Raw genomic sequence first — 20,033 nt, 5'->3', positions numbered from 1 at the left:
TTCTTGCGCTCCTCTGGCGGCACGAAGCCGATCGGGCGATTGGGCGGCTCGGGCGGCGTCATCAACTCGCGCAGGGCGTCGAACACCTGCTTCAGTTGCGCGCGGGTATTGCGGCTGAATGTGTCGTGCTGCAGCGCGAGCGCCTCGGTCTTCTCTTCTAGCGCGTCCAGCCGCTTGGCGAGCTCCTGGTGGTTGGCACCTAGTGTGCTGTCCCAGTAATTCGCCCGCAGAGTCGGGCGAGTTTTTCAAGGATTGAATCGGCGGTGGCCGTCCAGGTGAACGGCTTGCAGTTTTCGTTGTACTGGCTGACGAAGTTGTCGATCTTTTTGGTCAGTTCCTTGACGTTCTTGAACGAGCCACGACGGATCGCCTTGTCGGTGATGATCCCGAAGAAGCGCTCAACCTGATTCAGCCAGCTGGAGTAAGTCGGGACAAAGTGCATTTGCCAGCGTGGTCGCTGCGCCAGCCATGCACGCACCTTCGGATGTTTGCGGCTGGCGTAGTTGTCCACCACGCAGTGCACATCGAGTTCTTTGCGGCACGGCCTTGTCGATTTCGCGCAGGAAAGACAGAAACTCTTGATGGCGGTGGCGAGGCTTGCAGCTGGCCAGCACCGCCCCATTCAGCACGTTCAGCGCCGCGAACAGCGTGGTCGTTCCATGACGCACGTAGTCATGGGTGACGCTTTCGACGTAGCCCAATCCCATTGGCAGCATCGGTTGTGTGCGCTCCAGCGCCTGGCACTGGCTCTTCTCGTCCACGCACAGCACCAAGGCGTTCTCGGGTGGATTCAGGTACAGCTCCACCACGTCACGCAGCTTCTCGATGCACAACGGATCAGTCGACAGCTTGAAGCTTTCCACTCGATGCGGCTTGAGCTGAAAGGCTTGCAGGTAGCGAGCGACCGTGCTCTTGCTGATACCCGTTTCGCCCGCCAGCGTGCGCGTGCTCCAGTGCGTCGCGCCATCGGCCGGCTTGGTGTGCAACGTCTTGTTGATCAACTCGGCAACCCGCTCTTCGCCCACCGTGCGCGGTCGGCCGGGACGCAGCTCGTCATAAAGTCCGGGCAGCCGATCGCGTGCATAGCGGCCACGCCAACTTCGTCACCGTAGCCCGATTGATCCCGAGCGCTTGTGCAACGTCGGTGCTGGCCTTGTCCTCCCCTTCACAGGCCAACACGATGCGCGCACGCAATGCCAATGCGGCCGGCAGCGATCGCGATCTGGCCATCGAAGCTAGCTCCGCTCGCTCGCCTTCGGTCAGCCTGATCGTCGTCGTACGGGTATATGCGTTGGGCATGGGGCACCTCCAAGGATGCCTCATCCCATGCAGTCTTTGTGCCTGCGAATTAACGGGACAGAACACTAGCTCACGCAGCCGCACGAAGGCGCGCACCACGTACATCGACACCTCGATGGCGCGCGGGCTGTTCAGGACGGACGGCGCCATGATGGCCCCGTGCTCGGTGAACGCCCGCTGTCCCGTAGCGACGGTGGCCCAGGACGTGCTCGCCATCAGATCTCCCCACTATGTGCGGCCCGGCGTATGGTACCGCTCACATATTCCTCCGATACTGCCCCCCCACCTCAAACAGCGCCCCCGTGATCTGCCCCAGCGAGCACACCCGCACCGCGTCCATCAACACCTCGAACACGTTCCGGTTCTCCATCACCGCCTCCTGCAGGCGCTTCAACATCGCCGGCGCGGCGCCCGCATTGCGCGCATGGAATTCCCGCAGGCGCGCCAGCTGACTGTGCTTCTCGTCCTCGGTCGACCGCGCCAGTTCCAGCTTGTCGTGCACCGCATCCCCATGCGGGTTGCGGAAGGTGTTGACGCCGACGATCGGCAGTTCGCCCGTGTGCTTGAGCATCTCGTAATGCATGCTCTCGTCCTGGATCCGGCCGCGCTGGTAGCCGGTCTCCATCGCACCCAGCACGCCGCCGCGTTCGGCGATGCGCTCGAACTCTGAAAGAACGGCTTCTTCCACCAGCTCCGTGAGTTCGTCCATGATGAACGCGCCCTGGTTCGGGTTCTCGTTCTTCGCCAGGCCCCACTCGCGGTTGATGATCAACTGGATGGCCATGGCCCGCCGCACGCTGTCTTCGGTTGGCGTGGTGATTGCCTCGTCGAACGCGTTGGTGTGCAGCGAGTTGCAGTTGTCGTAGACGGCGATCAGCGCCTGCAGCGTGGTGCGGATGTCGTTGAACTGGATCTCCTGCGCGTGCAGCGAGCGGCCGGAGGTCTGGATGTGGTACTTGAGCTTTTGCGAGCGCTCGTTGGCGCCGTACTTCTCCTTCATGGCCACCGCCCAGATGCGCCGCGCCACGCGGCCCATCACGGTGTACTCCGGGTCCATGCCGTTGGAGAAGAAGAACGAGAGGTTCGGCGCGAAGTCGTCGATGTGCATCCCGCGCGCGAGATACGCCTCGACGAAGGTGAAGCCGTTCGACAGCGTGAAGGCCAGCTGCGAGATCGGGTTGGCGCCGGCCTCGGCGATGTGGTAGCCCGAGATCGAGACCGAATAGAAGTTGCGCACGTCGTGGTGCACGAAGTACTCGGCGATGTCGCCCATCACCTTGAGCGAGAACTCGGTGCTGAAGATGCAGGTGTTCTGGCCCTGGTCTTCCTTCAGGATGTCGGCCTGCACGGTGCCGCGCACGTTGGCCAGCACCCATTCCTTGATCTTGGCGGTCTCGGTGTGGGTGGGTTCGCGGCCGTTGTCGGCGGCGAACTTCTCCACCGCCTGGTCGACGGCGGTGTTCATGAACATCGCCAGGATCGATGGGGCCGGGCCGTTGATGGTCATGCTGACGGAGGTCGCCGGGTCGCACAGGTCGAATCCCGAGTACAGCACCTTCATGTCGTCCAACGTGGCGATCGACACGCCCGAGTTGCCGACCTTGCCGTAGATGTCCGGCCGCGGGTCGGGGTCGTTGCCGTACAGCGTGACGGAGTCGAAGGCGGTCGAGAGGCGCTTGGCCGGCATGCCTGCCGAAAGCAGCTTGAAGCGCTTGTTGGTGCGGAAGGCATCGCCTTCGCCCGCGAACATGCGCGTGGGGTCCTCGCCCTCGCGCTTGAACGCGAACACGCCCGCGGTGTAGGGGTAGCTGCCCGGCACGTTCTCCAGCATCAGCCACTTGAGGATCTCGCCGTGGTCCTCATACTGGGGCAGGGCGACCTTGCGCACCGTGGTGCCGGAGAGCGACTTGTAGGTGAGCCGGGTGCGGATCTCCTTGTCGCGGATCTTCACCACGTATTCGTCGCCGGCGTAGGCCTGCTGCATGTCCGGCCACTGCTTCAGCAGATGCAGGGCGTCCTTGTCCATGCGCGCCAGGCGCTGCGCGGCCAGGTCCAGCGTGGCCTCGGCGGCGGGCGATCGACTGGGCTTGTCCACCTTCAGCATGCGCGCCGCTTCCCTCAGTTGCTGGATCTCGCGCGCCATTTGCGCCTGCTGCTTCACCCGGACCTTGTAGCCGCGCACCGTGTCGGCGATATCCGCCAGGTAGCGCGTGCGTGCCGGCGGCACCACCGGAGTCTGGTTGGTGCTGTGGCGCACGTCCACCGGCAGCAGCCGCCCTTCCTGCAGCGGCAGGCCGAGTTCGATCAGGCGCGGCTTGAGCGCCTGGTACAAGGCCGTCACGCCGTCGTCGTTGAAGCGCGCTGCCATGGTGCCGAACACCGGCATCTCCTCGGGGCGCACCGTGAAGGCCTGCTTGTTGCGCTGGACCTGCTTGGCCACGTCGCGCAGCGCGTCGGCCGCGCCCTTGCGGTCGAACTTGTTGATGGCCACGAACTCGGCGAAGTCCAGCATGTCGATCTTCTCGAGCTGGCTGGCCGCGCCGAACTCCGGCGTCATTACGTACATCGGGATGTCCACGTGCGGCACGATGGCGGCGTCGCCCTGGCCGATGCCGGAGGTCTCCACGATCACCAGGTCGAAGCCGGCGGCCTTGCAGGCGGCGACCACGTCCCCCAGCGCGGCGGAGATCTCGCTGCCGAATTCGCGCGTCGCCAGCGAGCGCATGTAGACGCGCGGGCCCTGGCGCCAGGGGCCGATGGCGTTCATGCGGATGCGGTCGCCCAGCAGGGCGCCACCGGTCTTGCGGCGCGACGGATCGATCGAGATGACCGCCACGCGCAGTGCGTCGTCCTGGTCCAGGCGCAGGCGTCGGATCAGTTCGTCGGTGAGCGAGGACTTGCCGGCGCCGCCCGTGCCGGTGATGCCGAGGACGGGAGCCTTGCGCTGGTCGGCCTGCAGCCGCAGGGCCTGGACCAGTTCGGCGTCGGCGCTGCCGTTTTCCAGTCCGGTGATCAGTTGCGCGAGCGCGCGCCAGCTGGCTTCGGTGTGCCCTTCGATGGCGGGCAGTGCCTTGGGCGCCAGCGCCGACAGATCCTGGTCGCAGCGCATCACCATCTCGCCGATCATGCCGGCCAGGCCCATGCGCTGGCCGTCCTCCGGGCTGTAGATGCGCGCGACGCCGTAGTCCTGCAGCTCGCGGATTTCGGCCGGCACGATCACGCCGCCGCCGCCGCCGAAGACCTGGATGTGCGCCCCGCCGCGCTCGCGCAGCAGGTCGACCATGTATTTGAAGTATTCGACGTGGCCGCCCTGGTACGAGCTCACGGCGATGCCCTGCACGTCCTCCTGCAGGGCGGCGGTGACGACTTCGTCGACGCTGCGGTTGTGCCCGAGGTGGATCACCTCCGCGCCCATGCCCTGCAGGATCCTGCGCATGATGTTGATCGCGGCATCGTGGCCGTCGAACAGGCTCGCGGCGGTGACGAAGCGGACTTTGTTGGTCGGGCGATAGTTCGCCAGCGCCTTGTATTCGGCGGACAGGTCGGTCATGCGGGGATTCTCCGGCGGGAAGCTGAAGCCTAGTTTACGTTGACGTAAACGTCAACGGGCGGCGGAAGGGCTTGATCAGCCCCTGCGCCGCGCCTCGAGCGCATTCTCGTAGGCGGCCATCAGCGGGGTGACGGAGATGCCGTGCACGACGACGGAGACCACGATCACGCCCAGCGTGAGCGCGGTCAGGCGCTGCGCGAGCGCCGGATGGAGGCCGTAGTTGATGGCGAACATCAGGTAATAGAGCGAGCCCACCCCGCGGATGCCGAACCAGCCGATCAGCCATTGCTGCCGGCGCGACACGCGCGCGCCCGCCAATCCCAGGCCCACCGCGAGCGGCCGGATGACCAGCAGCAGCAGCGCGACGAAGCGCCAGTCGGCGCTGGACCAGTCCACGGCCCACAGCACGGCGCCCACGGCGATCACGATCGTGAGCTCGCCGATGCGCTCGGCCTGTTCGTTGAAGCCCAGGACCGCCTGCGCCATGAAGGCCGGCGCGTGGCGCGGATCCACCGCGGCGCTTTCGGCCAGGCTGCGGTCCGGATCCACCAGCGCCTGTTGCACCGAGCGCGCGTCGACCTCGCCGCTGCTTTCGCGCTGCTCCAGGCGTCGCAGGGAGACGCCGGCGGCGAACACGGCGAGGAAGCCGTAGGCATGCAGCAGCAGCGCGCAACCGTACGACAGGGCGATGAGGCCCAGCGCCAGGAAGTCGTCGAGGCCGATCGCCTCCTTGTGCTCGCGCCGCAGGTGGAGCACCAGCCGGCCGGTGGCCATGCCGAGGATCCAGCCGGTCGCCAGGCCGGCGGCCGTGGCCCACAGCACGTCGATGGCGAGCCAGCGCCAGCCGGCCGTGCCCAGGTCATGCAGGCCGAGCAGGCCCAGTCCCAGCATCACGAAGGGGAAGGCGCTGCCGTCATTGAGGCCGCCCTCGCCGGTCAGGGCGAACCGCAGCTTGTCGCGGTCACCGGGCTCGTGCACCTGCACGTCGGAGGCGAGCACCGGGTCGGTCGGTGCGAGGATCGCGCCCAGCAGCACGCAGGCTCCCGGGGGCAGGTCGAGCAGCAGCCAGGCCGCCAGCGCGATGAGTCCCACGGTGACGACCATCGCGCTGAGCGCCAGCCGCACGGGGAGCGCCCAGCGGCTGTCGCGCAGCCCCGCGCTGAGCTTGAGCCCGGCGGTGAACAGCGAGAGCAGCACCACGACTTCCGCCATGCGCTCCAGCATTCGCGAATCGGTGCCCGGCTGCAGCGCCAGCAGGTGGAGGCCCAGGGGACTGACGCCGATGCCGACCAGCAGGTACAGCATGCCGGTGGAGAGGGGCAGGCGCTTGAGGACCGTGGAGGCCAGCGCCATCAGCACCAGCAGCATCCCGACGATCACCGACCAGAGGGCGAAATCCATGTGCGTCGATTCTTGCGCGACGATCAGGGGGAACTTGTGGGCCGAGGACGCAAGCTGTTCGGGCGGCACGCCGCTGCGCCTTCTGCATCACCACCCATGTCGCGGCCGTCTTCTCCTGCTCCAGAAATGGAAAAGCGGCCGAAGCCGCCTTTCCTCGCCCACACTCCTAGCGTGCGTACAGCACGGAGGGCAGCCACAGGCCCACCTCCGGCCAGACGTACAGCAGGAAGATCGCGACGATCTGCATGCCCATGAACGGCATCATCCCTATGAAGATCTCGTTCAGGGTCACGTGCGGCGGGCTCACTCCCTTCAGGTAGAAGGCGGACATGGCCACCGGCGGGGACAGGAACGCAGTCTGCAGGTTCAGCGCCACCAGCAGGCCGAACAGCAGCGGGTCCACGCCGAACTTGTCCAGCAGCGGCACGAAGATCGGCATGAAGATCACGATGATCTCGGTCCATTCCAGCGGCCAGCCCAGGATGAAGATGATCACCTGCGACAGCAGCATGAATTGCGTCTTGCTCAGGTTCATGCCCAGCACCCAGCGCTCCACCAGCTCCTGGCCTCCCAGCAGCGCGAAGGCCGCCGAGAAGATCGCGGAGCCGACGAACAGCCAGCACACCATGGCCGAAGTCTTCGCGGTGAGGAAGACGCTTTCCTTGATCACGTCGAACGTCAGCTGCCGGTAGGCGATGGCGAGCAGGAAGCCGCCGAGCGCTCCCACTGCGGCCGCCTCCGTCGGCGTGGCGAGACCCAGGACGATCGAACCGAGCACCGCCAGGATCAGCACCATCAGCGGGAAGAAGCTGGTCAGCAGCATCTTGAACACTTCCAGCCGCGCGAAGCTCAGCAGCGCGTAGAAGACCGCCAGCAGGAAGCCGAACACGCCCAAGGTGATCCACCACCCGGTCGGCGCGGCGCGCTCTGCGCCCGGCTGGGCGGCCGTCGCCGCGGCCCCGGCGCCGGGAGGCTCGCGCACGCTGCCGGAGAGCGCCGGATCCTGCACGCTGCTGGAGGGCTCGGCGACACGGCCGGCGGCCGGAGGCTCGCTGACGCCGCCGCTGGCCACCGGCGGTTCGGCGACCCCGCCTTGGGCGGGAGGCTCCGCCAAGCTGCCCGGCGCCGCGGGATCCGCCGGCGGTTCGGTGAGGCTGCCACCCGCCGGGGGCTCCGCCAGCCCACCGCTCGCCGGGGGCTCTGCCAGGCCGCCGGCAGCAGGCGGTTCCGCCAGCCCGCCCGCGGCCGGGGGCTCCGCGAGCCCGCCCGCGTTGCTGCGCAGGGCAGAGGGGCCACCCTCGCCCATGCGGGTGAGGCTCTCGTACTGGGCCTCGGCCTCCAGCGGCTCGGTGACGAGCTTGTAGCTCCAGAGCGAGGCGAACACGAACAGCAGCAGCGGCGCGAACACCAGTGCCAGCTGCCCCGCCAGGTAGCGGGTGGGCACGTCGTGGTTGCGACGGCCCTTGAGCGCCGCGACCAGGCCTGCCAGCGCGTACTGCGTGCCATTGGGGTTCGTGATCCGCTGCGTCATGGGAGGCAGCGGAACGAAGCGGTCTTCGGCCGTCAGCGGCGGTGCGATCGACGGCTTCAGCTTGGCCAGCAAGATCACGTAGATGATGTACAGGCCCGTGAGCATCAGGCCGGGGAAGAAGGCCCCGGCATAGAGCTGCACCACGGAAACGCCGGCGGTCGCGCCGTAGACGATCAGCAGCACCGAGGGCGGGATCAGGATGCCCAGGCATCCGCCCGCCGTGATGGAGCCGGCCGTCAGCCGCACGCTGTAGCCCGCCTTGAGCATCGCAGGCATCGCCAGCAGGCCCATGAGCGTCACGACGGCCCCCACGATGCCGGTGGCAGTGGCGAAGATCGCGCAGGTCACCAGCGTGGCCACCGCCAGGGCGCCGGGCAGGCGCGCCAGTGCGAGGTGGATGCTCTTGAACAGGCGCTCGATCAGGTTCGCGCGCTCGACGATGTAGCCCATGAACACGAACAAGGGGATGGCGATGAGCACGTCGTTGCCCATCGTCTTGAACGTGGCCTGCACCATCAGGTCCAGCGTGTGCGTCGTGTTCCTGTTGTAGGCGAGCCAGGTGAAGATCATCCCCATGCCCATCAGCGTGAAGGCAGTGGGGAAGCCCAGCATGATGGCCACGACCACCAGGGAGAGCATCAGCAGGCCGATGTGGCCGCGCTCGATGTGCTCGACGCTGACCAGCATGTAGAGGGCGGCGCTGACGATCACCGCCATCAGCGAGAAGCCGAACCAGAGTTCCTTGCGGATTTTCACAGCGGTCCCCCTCCACGCTCGGCGGGCGGCGCGGCCAGTTCGGAGTGCGGATCGGCGTGCACCATCGCCTTGAGCTTGTCGACGTCCACTTCCTCGACGTCCTGTTCGCGCGAGGGCCACTGGCCTTCGCGGATGCAGATCACGCAGCGCGCGATCTCGACGAGGCCCTGCAGCAGCAGGATGGCACCTGCGAAGGAGATGAAGAACTTGAACGGATAGACGGGGATCGGGTCCGCGTTGAAGGTGGTCTCCCGGATGGCGAGCGACTCACCGAAGTAGACCCAGCCGGCGTACGTCATCGCGATCACGCCGGGCAGGAAGAACAGGATGTACAGGATCAGGTCCAGCGTGGCTTGCGTGCGCGGCCGGAAGAAGCCGTACAGCACGTCACCGCGCACGTGCCCGTTCTTGGACAGCGTGTAGGCGCCGGCCATCATGAACAGGATGCCGTACAGCATGATCTGCACGTCCAGCGCCCAGCCGTGCGGCTTGTCGAGCGCATAGCGGGAGAAAACCTCCCACGAGATCAGTCCCGTCAGGAGGACGATCGCCCAGGCGAACAGCTGCCCGATCCAGGTGGACAACCGGTCGATGGCCAGTAATAGTTTCTGCATAGTTATCCTTCATCGCAGGCCCATCCCGGTCAAAAAAAGGGCGGCTGGCGCCGCCCCCTTCGCCGGCCCGCCCGATCAGGTCTTCTTGCCGCCGGCCTGGCGGAAGTAGCGGTTGAAAGCCATCTTGTAGTCGACGAAATAGTCGTTCTGCCACTGGACGGCGCGCTCCGCGAAGGCGCGCTGGGAGGCCAGCACCTTCTGGAAGAACGGGTTTTCCTTGGACTTGGCGGCCACCACCTTGTCCCAGGCCTCCAGCTGCGCGCGCAGGATGGAATCGGGCGTCTTGTAGAAGGCGATCTTGTCCTTGGTCTTCAGCTCGATGTAGTCCTTGGAGTTGCGGTCGATCAACTTCCAGGATTCGTCGGCGCTCGCAGCCTGGACCGCGTAGTCGATGATCGCCTTGAGGTCGGCGGGCAGCGCGTTGTACTTCGTCTTGTTGAACAGGATCTCGAACTGCTCGCCCGACTGGTGGAAGGACTGCAGCATGCAGTTCTTGGCCACGTCGGGGAAGCCGAGGATGCGGTCGGAGCTCGCGTTGTTGAATTCGGCCGCGTCGATGAGGCCGCGGTCCAGCGCGGGCACGATCTCACCGCCGGGCAGCGGGTTCACGGAGGCGCCGAGTTCCTTGAACATGTCGACCGCGAGGCCCACGGTGCGGTACTTCAGGCCCTTGAACTGCGCGACGTTGGCGACCGGCTTCTTGAACCAGCCCAGGGGCTGGCAGGGCTGCGGGCCGTACAGGTACGAGACCACGTCCATGTTGATGGACTTGTAGATCTCGTCCAGCAGCGCCCTGCCGCCGCCGTAGTAGTGCCAGGACAGGACCATGTTCGGGTCCATGCCGAAGGCCGGGCCGGAGCCCCACAGCGCCAGGGCGGAGTTCTTGCCATAGTGGTACGCCACCACGCCGTGGCCGCCATCGAGCGTGCCCTTGTTGACGGCTTCGAGCAGCTGGAACGCGGGGACCACCGCGCCCGAAGGCAGCACCTCGATCTTGAGGCGGCCTCCCGCCATGTCGTTCACCTTCTTGGCGAAGTCGTTGGCGAACTCGTGGAACAGGTCCTTGGCTGGCCAGGTGCTCTGGAAGCGGAAGGACGTCGTCTGCGCCATGGAGACCATCGGGGCCGACATGGCACCGGCGGCAACGGCGGCTCCCTTCAGCAGACCGCGACGGCGGGGGGTTTTCATCTCGCTCATGCTTGTCTCCTTGCGTTGGTTTATGCGACGGGCTATCTTTGATTCGGCACTTACAAGCGCCGAGAGGGTTTACACGGATCGGCTAGCTCCGAATGACGCAGTTTCCTGACGGATGGCTGTCAACCGTGGACCCGCACATCCCCACATCCAGGAGACAACAACGTGAAGATGAAAAGAAGGCGTTTCTTCCAGGGGTCCGCAGCCATGGCGGCTGCCGGCCTCGGCGGCTGCGCTGCGATGGGCGGCGCCGCGGGCAGCGGGCGCACCCCCTTCGCCGTGGCGGACAGCACCATTCCCGTGGCGGGCTCCGACATGGCGTTCCCGGTGCGCCGCATCTACTGCATCGGCCGCAACTACCGCGCGCACTCGATCGAGATGGGCTCCGACCCCAACCGTGAACCGCCGTTCTTCTTCCAGAAGCCCACCGACGCGATCCAGTTCGTGGCACCCGGGACCGTAGGGGCGCACCCTTATCCCAGCTTGACGAAGAACTACCACTACGAGGTGGAGCTGGTGGCCGCCATCGGCCGCGGCGGCCGCAACATCCCGGTCGCCAGCGCGCTCGACCACGTGTGGGGCTACACGCTGGGCCTCGACATGACGCGCCGCGATCTGCAGCGCGCCATGGGCGACCAGAAGAAGCCGTGGGAGATCGGCAAGAGCTTCGACCACTCGGCGGTGCTCGGGCCGATGCACACCGCGGCGCAGACCGGCCACTTCCGCGAGGGCGCGATCTGGCTGAAGGTGAACGGGCAGGTCAAGCAGAACGCCAACCTGAACCAGATGATCTGGTCGGTCGCCGAGCAGATCGCCCACCTCTCCGAAGCCAACGAACTGTTCCCTGGCGACATCATCTACTCGGGCACGCCGGAGAACGTCGGGCCGGTGGTGAAGGGCGACGTGATCGAGATCCACATCGACAAGCTGCCCAACCTGCAGGTCCGGATCGTGTGATCCGGGGCGGCGGCGCTGGCAGAATCCACGCCATGAACGCCGCCGCTTCCTCCCCGGACGACCTCGACCCGCCCCGGCCCGCCGAGGGCTACGCCGGCGACGTCACGCCCGAACTCGCGTGCCGCTGGTGGCAGTCGGGCCAGGCGGTTCTGGTTGACATTCGCACCGACGCCGAGCGCGACTGGGTGGGCTACATCCCCGGCGCGATCGCCATCGAGTGGAAGCACTGGCCGGGCATGCAGGTGCGCGCCGACTTCGACGAGCAGCTGCGCGCCCAGGTGCCGGCCGGCAGCCGCATCGTCATGCTGTGCCGCAGCGGCGTGCGTTCGGTCGCCTCGTCCCGGCGGGCTGCCGAACTCGGCTACCAGGCCTACAACATCCTCGAGGGCTTCCAGGGCGACCCCGACGAGCAGGGGCATCGCGATACGCGCGGGGGCTGGCGCCGGCGCGGGCTGCCGTGGCGGCAGGGCTGATCCATCCCGTCACCCCCGTGCAGGCAGGGGTCCACCGCACTTCTCTTCATCACAAGGGCATTCCATGGCAGTCAACCTGAGCGCCCCGGGCGCGGCAACGCTGCACCCGGTTCCGGGCGTTCGCATCGGCGTCGCCGAAGCCGGCATCCGCAAGGCGAATCGCAAGGACCTCACCGTCGTCCTGCTCGACGAAGGCACGGCCGTCGGCGGCGTGTTCACCCAGAACCGCTTCTGCGCGGCGCCGGTGCAGGTGTGCCGGGAGCACCTGCTGGCGGGCGACATCCGGGCGATCGTGATCAACACCGGCAACGCGAACGCCGGAACCGGCGAGGAGGGGCTCGCGCGGGCCCGCGCCACGTGCGCCGCGGCCGCCAGGCTGCTGCAAGTGGCACCCGCGCAGGTCCTGCCCTTTTCCACCGGCGTGATCATGGAGCAGCTCCCGGTGGAGCGCATCGAGGCGGGCCTGCCGGCGGCGATCGCCGATGCGCAGCCGGCGCACTGGCTGCGCGCCGCCGAAGGCATCATGACCACCGACACGGTGCCGAAGGCCTTCAGCCGGCAGGTTCGCATCGAGGGTGCCACGGTGACGATCACCGGCATCAGCAAGGGCGCGGGCATGATCCGGCCGAACATGGCGACCATGCTGGGCTTCCTCGCCACCGATGCGCAGATCGATCCGCGGCTGCTGCCGCAACTCGCGTTCGAGCTGGCCGAGGGTTCGTTCAACCGCGTGACGGTCGACGGCGACACGTCCACCAACGACTCTTTCGTGGTCATCGCCACCCAGAAGGCGCAGCACCCGGTGATCACCTCGCTGCACACGCCCACGGGCACGGCGCTCAAGGAAGCGATGCTGGAAGTGGCGCGCCTGCTGGCGCAGGCGATCGTGCGCGATGGCGAGGGCGCGACCAAGTTCATCACCGTGCGGGTGGAAGGCGGCAGGGACGCCGCCGAATGCCGGCAGGTGGCTTATGCGATCGCCCATTCGCCGCTGGTGAAGACGGCGTTCTTCGCCAGCGACCCGAACCTCGGGCGCATCCTGGCCGCCGTCGGCTATGCCGGCATCGCCGACCTGGACCAGACGAAGATCGAGCTGCACCTGGACGACGTGCACGTTGCCACGCGGGGCGGGCGGCATCCCGCCTACCGCGAGGAAGACGGGCAGCGCGTGATGAAGCAGCAGGAGATCACCGTGCGGGTCGGCCTGGGCCGCGGCGGTGCCGCCGACCAGGTCTGGACCTGCGACTTCAGCCACGAGTACGTGAGCATCAACGCCGATTACCGTTCCTAGTGATGACCCAAGAGAAATTCGACGTCCTCATCGACCGCGCCATGCAACTGCTCGGTCGCATCGAGGCGATCCTGCCGCAGCCGCTGTCGGCGCCCGACTGGAATGGCGCGATCGCCTGGCGCTATCGCAAGCGCGCCAGCGGCCATGGCGTGCTGGAGCCGGTGCGCCACGTGGGCACGATCGCGCTCGACGACCTGAAGGAGATCGAGCCGCAGAAGGAGAAGATCCAGCGCAACACGCTGCAGTTCGTGCAGGGCCATCCGGCCAACAACGTGCTGCTGACGGGTGCGCGCGGCACCGGCAAGTCTTCCCTGATCAAGGCCTGCCTCAATGCGTATGCGCAGCAGGGGCTGCGGCTGATCGAGGTGGACAAGGCGGACCTCACGGATCTCCCCGACATCGTCGACGTGGTGTCCGGCCGGCCCGAGAAGTTCATGATCTTCTGCGACGACCTGAGCTTCGAGGAGGGCGAGGCGGGCTACAAGGCGCTCAAGTCGATCCTCGATGGCTCGGTGGCCGCTTCCACGCCCAACGTGCTGATCTACGCCACCAGCAACCGGCGCCACCTGCTGCCCGAGTACATGAAGGAGAACCTCACGTATACGCACACCGAGGATGGCGAGGTGCACCCTGGCGAGGTGGTGGAGGAGAAGATCTCGCTGTCCGAGCGCTTCGGCCTGTGGGTGAGCTTCTATCCCTTCAGCCAGGAGGAATACCTGCACATCACGGCGACGTGGCTGCAGCACTTCGGCGTGCCCGAGGCGGACATCGCCGCGGCGCGCCCGCAGGCGCTGGTGTGGGCGCTGGAGCGCGGCTCGCGCAGCGGCCGCGTGGCCTACCAGTTCGCGCGCGATTACGCAGGACGGCACCACGCGTGAGCGAAGCACCGGTCCTGGTGGCCGACGGCGATCGCCCGCGCGAGGGCGGGCCCGGACGCAAGGAGGTCGCGGTCGCCGTGGGCGTGTTGATCCGTGCCGACGGCGCGTTCCTGCTCACGTCGCGTCCGCCCGGCAAGGTCTACGAGGGCTACTGGGAATTCCCGGGCGGCAAGGTGGAGCCGGGCGAGACGGTGGAGCAGGCGCTGCGGCGCGAGCTGCAGGAGGAGATCGGACTCACGATAGGCGCCGTGCATCCCTGGCGCGTCGAGCGCGTGGACTATCCGCACGCGCTGGTGCGCCTGCATTTCTGCAAGGTGTACGAGTGGAGCGGCGAGCTGCACATGCACGAAGGGCAGCAGTGCGCGTGGCAGCAGCTGCCGGTGACGGTGCGGCCGGTGCTGCCGGGGACCGTGCCGGTGCTGAAGTGGTTCGCCGGGGAGCGTGGGTTCGCCGGCGCGACGCACTCAGGCAGCTAGAACGCAAAAGCCGCAAAAGCCTCGCAAAGACCGCAAAAGGACAACCCGAATCCTTTCGCGGCTTTTGCGCACTTTTGCGGCTTTTGCGTTCCGGTTGTCCGCCTTCACTGCTCCTTCGGGTCACCAAAGGGCAGGTCGTCCGGCGGCGTCTCGTCCGCAACGCGGAAGCTTTCGCTCGCCCAGGCGCCCAGGTCGATGTTCTTGCAGCGCTCGCTGCAGAAGGGCCGATAGCGGTTCTCGGGCCCGTACACGCTGTCGCCGCCGCATTGCGGGCAGCGCACGATGTGCCGCTTCACCGGTTTCTCGGGTCGCATCGCCATGGCCGTCTCAGGCGCAGAGAGTCAGTTCGAAGGGGGCGTTGTCGGTGCTGGGGAACAGCCGGTCGTTGTCCTGCCGCATGAGGCGCACCGCGACGATCAGGCGGTTGCCGCTGATCTCCGGCACCAGGCCGAGCGTGGGGTCGATGCGCAGGCGCAGCAGCTGGAAGGTCCGCCCCTGCGGCAAGGCCTGCTGCAGCTGGCCGCCATTGGCGATCACCTTCTGCGGCGAACCCGAATCGCGCAGCAGCTTGAGCAGCAGGTAGATCGACTCGGCCAGCGGGCCGAGCGTGGAGGCCCAGCGCTCCAGGTCCGCGCGCCGCTGCTCCGCCGGATGGTGCTGCCACGCGTAGTACGAGGGCAGGTCGAATTCGCAGGTGCCGCCCGGGATGCTCGCGCGGCTGCGAATGCTCATCAACCATTCGTTCTCGGTGAGCGGCTGGCCCGCCTTGCCCGGCGTGTTGTTGACGGTGCTGAAGCAGCCCTCGAGCTGGCCGATCACCTGGTCCAGCACGGCTTCCGAAACGCCCGGATTGCCGCGATAGCCATTGAGCATGCTCTTCTGCCGCTCGAGATCCTTCAGCACGTCGGATTTGAGGTCCGCGCGCGCGGCCACGTCCATCACCTCGAAGATGGTGGTCAGCGCGTAGTGGTGGTCCAGCGGATGGCTGCGCGGAATCAGTTCGCCCAGGCGGCGGAACAGGTGTTCCAGCCGCAGGTAGGTCCGGATGCGTTCGTTGAAGGGATATTCGTAGAGGATCACGCGACGGGTGGACGACGGGCGGGGACGGACGGCATCATAGCCCGAAGGACCGTGCCGCCTGTTCCACAACGTTGCGCAGCGCCTCCAGCGAAAGCCCTTCGTTGCAGATCACGAGGTCGGCCGCCGCCAGCCGCAGCGCCCGCGGGGCCTGCGCCGCGATGATCGCGCGCACTTCCTCGGGGGCCAGGGCGCTGCGCGCCACGACGCGCGCCACCTGCGTCTCCGGTTCGCAATCCACCACCAGCACCCGTTCGAGCTGTGCGCGCCAGCGGCCGGATTCGACCAGCAGCGGGATGTCGAACACGATGCAGCGCGCGCCCGCCGCCTGCGCGGCCTCCACCTGGCGCTGCACCTCGGCGCCCACCAGCGGATGGATGATCTGTTCCAGCTCGCGCCGCGCCTGCGGTTGCGCGTAGGCGCGCTCGCGCATGCGGGCGCGGTCCAGCGCGCCATCGGCCGTGATGAAGTCGGCGCCGAAGCGCTGCGCGATCAGCGGGATCGCGGCGCCACCGGGTGCGGTGGTCGCGCGCGAGATGGCGTCGGCATCGATCGCCGCCGCGCCCAGCGCCTGCAGCATCGCCAGCACGGTGCTCTTGCCGCTGCCGATGCCGCCGGTGAGCCCGATGCGCCTGGGCAAGTTGTCCTCACCGGCCGAAGGGGAAGGCGAAGGGGAGCAGCGCGGGCAGGGCCGCGGGGCTCAGGGCCAGGCACAGCAGGCCGGCGCCGGCCAGGTAGGGCCCGAAGGGCATCGGGATGTCCTTGTGGGCGAGCTTGCCCACGACCAGCAGCACCACGCCGATCACGGCGCCGACGACGGACGACAGCAGGATGACGGCCAGCAGGTATTCCGCCCCCAGCCAGGCGCCCAGGGCGGCCAGCAGCTTGAAATCGCCGTAGCCCATGCCTTCCTTGCCGGTGGCGAGCTTGAAGGCCTGGAAGATGCCCCAGAACACCAGGTAGCCGAGCGCCGCGCCCCACACCGCGGAGGCCAGCGGCACCGTCCAGCCGGACGCCGCGACGAGCAGCCCGAGCCACAGCAGCGCGTAGTTCAGGTCGTCCGGCAGGAGCTGCGTATCCATGTCGATCAGGAACAGGCAGATCAGCAGGGCGGCGAACGCGGCCCAGGCGCCTGCCTGCAGCGTCAGGCCCCAGCGCGCGCCGCAGAGCGCGAAGAAGGCGGCCGTGACCAGTTCGACGACGGGATAGCGGACGCTGATGCCGTGGCGGCATTGCGAGCACTTGCCGCGCAGGGCCAGCCAGCTCACCACCGGGATGTTCTCGAACCAGCGGATCTGGTGGCCGCAATGCGGGCAGCGCGAGCGCGGCACCACGAGGTTGAAGGCCTCCTGCTGCTCCACCGGCTGGCCGCTGAGATCGGCGCATTCCGCCGCCCATTGGCGCTCGAGCATCAGGGGCAGGCGGTGGATCACCACGTTGAGGAAGCTGCCCACGAGCAGCCCCAGGACGCCGGCGACGACGGCCTCCACCCCGAACGAGGCGAGCATCAGACCACGGAACCCAGCTTGAAGATCGGCAGGTACATGGACACCACGATGCCGCCGATCAGGCTGCCCAGGAACACGATGATCATCGGCTCCATCAGGCTGGACAGGCCGGCCACCATGTCGTCGACCTCCGCTTCGTAGAAGTCGGCGGCCTTGCCCAGCATGTGGTCGATCGAGCCGGATTCCTCGCCGATCGCGCACATCTGCAGCACCATCGACGGGAACACGTTGGTGTTCTGCATGGCCACCGTGAGGCTGGTGCCGGTGGAGACTTCCTGCTGGATCTTCTGCGTGGCGATCTCGTACACCGAGTTGCCGGCGGCGCCGCCCACGGAGTCGAGCGCTTCCACCAGCGGCACGCCGGCGGCGAACATGGTCGACAGGGTGCGCGTCCAGCGGGCGATCACCGACTTGTAGATCAGGTCGCCGAACAGCGGCATCTTCAGCAGCAGGCGGTCCATCACCATCTGGACCTTCTCGTTGCGCTTCCACGCCTGCAGGAACATGTACAGCGCGCCGCCGATGCCGCCGAAGATCAGCCACCACCACTTGACGAACATCTCGCTCATGGCCATCACGAACAGCGTGGGAGCGGGCAGCTCGGCGCCGAAGGAGGTGAACACTTCCTTGAAGGCCGGGATCACGAAGATCATGATCACCGCGACCACGACCAGTGCGACCACCACCACCGAGATCGGATACATCAGGGCGGACTTGATCTTGGACTTGATCGCCTCCGTCTTCTCCATGTACACGGCGAGGCGGTCCAGCAGGCTGTCCAGGATACCGGCGGCTTCGCCGGCTTCCACCAGGTTGCAGTAGAGGTTGTCGAAGTACAGCGGGTACTTGCGGAACGCCGCCGACAGCGAGGTGCCGGTCTCGACGTCCGTGCGGATGTCGTTGAGCAGCTTGGTCACGCTGGCATTGGAGTTGCCGCGCCCGACGATGTCGAAGGCCTGCAGCAGCGGCACGCCGGCCTTCATCATGGTGGCGAGCTGGCGGGTGAAGATCGCGATGTCCTTGGGCTTGATCTTCGCGCCCGAGCGCATGCGGCGCTTGCGGATCTTGGTCGGGTTGACGCCCTGCCGCCGCAGCGACGCCTTGACCTGGTTCTCGCCGGCGGCGCGCGTCTCGCCGCGCACCTGCTTGCCGTTGCGGTCCCGTCCTTCCCATTCGAAGACGAATTCCGCGATCTTTGTCGCTGCCGTGGCCATGGGGGCTCCTCTTGCGTCCTTGCGCTGTTATTCGTTCGTGACGGCCAGCACTTCCTCGAGGGAAGTCAGGCCCAGCCGGACCTTGTGCAGGCCGGACTCGCGCAGGCTGCGCACGCCCTCCTTGCGGGCCTGCTCGGCGATCTCCAGGGCGCTGCCGTCGGCCAGGATGATGCGTTGCATGTCTTCGCTGATCGGCATCACCTGGTAGATGCCGACCCGGCCCTTGTAGCCGTTGTTGCAGGCGCTGCAGCCCACCGGGCGGTAGGGCGTCCAGGTGCCGTCGACGTCCTCCTCCCGGAAGCCCGCGTCGATCAGGTTCTCGTAGGGGATGTCGGCGGGCTGCTTGCACTGCGCGCACAGGCGCCGCGCCAGGCGCTGCGCCGTGATCAGGATCACCGAGGATGCGATGTTGAAGGGCGCGATGCCCATGTTGCGCATCCGGGTGAGCGTGGTCGGCGCGTCGTTGGTGTGCAGCGTCGACATCACCAGGTGGCCCGTCTGGGCGGCCTTGATCGCGATGTCGGCGGTTTCCAGGTCGCGGATTTCGCCGACCATGATGATGTCCGGATCCTGCCGCAGGAAGGACTTCAGCGCCGCCGCGAAGGTGAGGCCCGCCTTGTCGTTCACGTTCACCTGGTTGACGCCCGGCAGGTTGATTTCCGCCGGGTCTTCCGCGGTGGAGATGTTCACGCCGGGCTTGTTCAGCAGGTTCAGGCAGGTGTAGAGCGACACCGTCTTGCCCGAGCCGGTCGGGCCGGTCACGAGGATCATGCCGTAGGGCCGGCCGATGGCCGTCATCAGGCGCGCCTTCTCCTCGTTCTCGTAGCCCAGGGCCTCGATGCCCAGCTTGGCGCTGCTCGGATCCAGGATCCGGATCACGATCTTCTCGCCGAACAGCGTGGGCAGCGTGGAGACGCGGAAGTCGATCACCTTGTCGGGGCCGACCTTGAGCTTCATCCGGCCGTCCTGCGGCACCCGCTTCTCGGAGATGTCCATGCGGGAGATCACCTTGATGCGGGAGGCCAGCTTGTCCTTGATGGCCACCGGCGGCGCGGCGATCTCGCGCAGCTCGCCGTCGATGCGGAAGCGCACGCGGTAGATGTGCTCGTAAGGCTCGAAGTGCAGGTCCGATGCGCGGGCGCCGATGGCGTCGAGCAGCATCTTGTGCAGGAACTTGACGACCGGCGCGTCGTCGACGTCCGGAGCGGCACCGGCGTCGTCCTCGACGACGTTCTGCTCCATCGACGACTCGTCGAATTCGAAGTCGTCGCCGATGATGCTGTCCATGGCCTCGGTGGCCGTGGTGGCCTGCGCCTCCACCATCTTGATCAGCTTGTCGTATTCGGCGATGACCCAGTCCACGCCCATCTGGGTGGCGAACTTGATCTTTTCCGCCGCCTGCTGGTCCGACGGGTCGGCGGTGGCGACGATCAGGCGGTTGTTGCGCTTGGAGAGCACGACGACCCGGATCTCCTGGCAGATCTTCGGATCGAGCAGGCCCTTGGGCAGGCGAAGCGTGTCGATGGCCTCCAGGTCCAGCAGCGGTGCGCCGAAGGCCGTGGACATGGTGTGCGCCAGGTCGAACGCGGAAACCGCGCCGGAACCGGTGAGTTCGGCGATGAAGCTGGTGCGGTTGGCCTTGGCCTTGCGGAAGATTTCCTCCGCGGCCTTCTGCCCCAGCTTGCCGGCCACCACGAGCGCGCGGCCAAGGCCAGGCAGCGCGACGGCTGAGGCTTCAAGGGCGGGATCGACTGCGGCCATGGATGATTGACGTTGCGAAGCTCAGACGACAACAGTCTGAGCCCAAAGATAGG

General features: G+C 67.1%; 16 protein-coding genes and 1 pseudogene. 5 read left to right on the top strand and 12 right to left on the bottom strand.

All coding sequences use genetic code 11. The annotated features are described in order from the left end of the window. Positions 1-199: 199 nt before the first annotated feature. The 6 genes and pseudogenes from JI746_RS13685 to JI746_RS13660 form a co-directional block, all read right to left on the bottom strand. A pseudogene (locus tag JI746_RS13685) lies at positions 200-1,323 on the bottom strand (IS630 family transposase). A gap of 232 nt (positions 1,324-1,555) precedes the next feature. Next, on the bottom strand, positions 1,556-4,849 hold the full coding sequence (gene icmF / locus JI746_RS13680; RefSeq protein WP_201690182.1) for a fused isobutyryl-CoA mutase/GTPase IcmF: 3,294 nt from the start codon (positions 4,847-4,849) through the stop codon (positions 1,556-1,558). Between the two features lie 75 nt (positions 4,850-4,924). After that, positions 4,925-6,250, bottom strand: coding sequence for a cation:proton antiporter (locus JI746_RS13675; protein WP_201690181.1), 1,326 nt, complete (start codon positions 6,248-6,250; stop codon positions 4,925-4,927). A 166-nt stretch (positions 6,251-6,416) separates the two neighbouring features. Then, a complete protein-coding gene (locus JI746_RS13670) occupies positions 6,417-8,537 on the bottom strand; it encodes a TRAP transporter large permease (RefSeq protein ID WP_201690180.1) in 2,121 nt (706 codons plus the stop codon). Next, positions 8,534-9,151, bottom strand: coding sequence for a TRAP transporter small permease subunit (locus JI746_RS13665; RefSeq protein WP_201690179.1), 618 nt, complete (start codon positions 9,149-9,151; stop codon positions 8,534-8,536). The genes JI746_RS13670 and JI746_RS13665 overlap by 4 nt, the downstream gene beginning before the upstream one ends. 75 nt (positions 9,152-9,226) lie before the next feature. After that, complete coding sequence (locus tag JI746_RS13660; protein WP_201690177.1) at positions 9,227-10,348, bottom strand: TRAP transporter substrate-binding protein; 1,122 nt, start codon at positions 10,346-10,348, stop codon at positions 9,227-9,229. A 168-nt stretch (positions 10,349-10,516) separates the two neighbouring features. Here JI746_RS13660 and JI746_RS13655 point away from each other — a divergent pair, with 168 nt between their 5' ends. The 5 genes from JI746_RS13655 to JI746_RS13635 all read left to right on the top strand — a co-directional run bounded on the left by JI746_RS13655 (position 10,517) and on the right by JI746_RS13635 (position 14,420). Then, on the top strand, positions 10,517-11,302 hold the full coding sequence (locus JI746_RS13655) for a fumarylacetoacetate hydrolase family protein (RefSeq protein ID WP_201690176.1): 786 nt from the start codon (positions 10,517-10,519) through the stop codon (positions 11,300-11,302). A gap of 32 nt (positions 11,303-11,334) precedes the next feature. Continuing rightward, complete coding sequence (locus JI746_RS13650; protein ID WP_201690175.1) at positions 11,335-11,775, top strand: rhodanese-like domain-containing protein; 441 nt, start codon at positions 11,335-11,337, stop codon at positions 11,773-11,775. Positions 11,776-11,839: 64 nt separating this feature from the next. Beyond that, positions 11,840-13,066, top strand: a complete 1,227-nt coding sequence (gene argJ / locus JI746_RS13645) for a bifunctional glutamate N-acetyltransferase/amino-acid acetyltransferase ArgJ (RefSeq protein WP_201690174.1) — start codon at positions 11,840-11,842, stop codon at positions 13,064-13,066. A 2-nt stretch (positions 13,067-13,068) separates the two neighbouring features. Further along, the gene (locus tag JI746_RS13640) at positions 13,069-13,944 is read left to right on the top strand and encodes an ATP-binding protein (protein WP_201690173.1); all 876 of its coding nucleotides are present in this window, start codon (positions 13,069-13,071) and stop codon (positions 13,942-13,944) included. Further along, positions 13,941-14,420 (top strand): NUDIX domain-containing protein, encoded by a 480-nt coding sequence (locus tag JI746_RS13635; RefSeq protein WP_201690172.1) that lies wholly within the window; start codon positions 13,941-13,943, stop codon positions 14,418-14,420. The genes JI746_RS13640 and JI746_RS13635 overlap by 4 nt, the downstream gene beginning before the upstream one ends. Positions 14,421-14,524: 104 nt before the next feature. Here JI746_RS13635 and JI746_RS13630 read toward each other — a convergent pair whose 3' ends face one another. Genes JI746_RS13630 through pilB form a run of 6 tightly spaced genes read right to left on the bottom strand, consistent with a single transcriptional unit; the run spans position 14,525 to position 19,980 of the window. Next, positions 14,525-14,740, bottom strand: coding sequence for a DNA gyrase inhibitor YacG (locus tag JI746_RS13630; protein WP_201690171.1), 216 nt, complete (start codon positions 14,738-14,740; stop codon positions 14,525-14,527). A 7-nt stretch (positions 14,741-14,747) separates the two neighbouring features. Beyond that, positions 14,748-15,500 carry a cell division protein ZapD gene (gene zapD / locus JI746_RS13625; RefSeq protein WP_201690169.1) on the bottom strand — a complete coding sequence of 251 codons (753 nt, stop codon included), beginning with the start codon at positions 15,498-15,500 and terminating at the stop codon, positions 14,748-14,750. Positions 15,501-15,534: 34 nt separating this feature from the next. Beyond that, positions 15,535-16,137 carry a dephospho-CoA kinase gene (gene coaE / locus JI746_RS13620; protein ID WP_201690168.1) on the bottom strand — a complete coding sequence of 201 codons (603 nt, stop codon included), beginning with the start codon at positions 16,135-16,137 and terminating at the stop codon, positions 15,535-15,537. Between the two features lie 7 nt (positions 16,138-16,144). Further along, positions 16,145-17,005 carry a prepilin peptidase gene (locus JI746_RS13615; RefSeq protein WP_201690167.1) on the bottom strand — a complete coding sequence of 287 codons (861 nt, stop codon included), beginning with the start codon at positions 17,003-17,005 and terminating at the stop codon, positions 16,145-16,147. Further along, positions 17,005-18,219: a type II secretion system F family protein gene (locus JI746_RS13610; RefSeq protein WP_201690166.1), complete on the bottom strand. Its 1,215-nt coding sequence runs from the start codon at positions 18,217-18,219 to the stop codon at positions 17,005-17,007. The genes JI746_RS13615 and JI746_RS13610 overlap by 1 nt, the downstream gene beginning before the upstream one ends. 27 nt (positions 18,220-18,246) lie before the next feature. After that, positions 18,247-19,980 (bottom strand): type IV-A pilus assembly ATPase PilB, encoded by a 1,734-nt coding sequence (pilB, locus tag JI746_RS13605; protein WP_201690165.1) that lies wholly within the window; start codon positions 19,978-19,980, stop codon positions 18,247-18,249. Positions 19,981-20,033: the final 53 nt, after the last annotated feature.

Origin of the sequence: Ramlibacter alkalitolerans (assembly GCF_016722765.1) — a bacterium.
GTDB classification, from domain to species: Bacteria; Pseudomonadota; Gammaproteobacteria; order Burkholderiales; family Burkholderiaceae_C; genus Ramlibacter; species Ramlibacter alkalitolerans.
The sequence above is the reverse complement of the archived record's forward strand: the minus strand, read 5'-3'. Positions and strand labels throughout refer to the sequence as shown.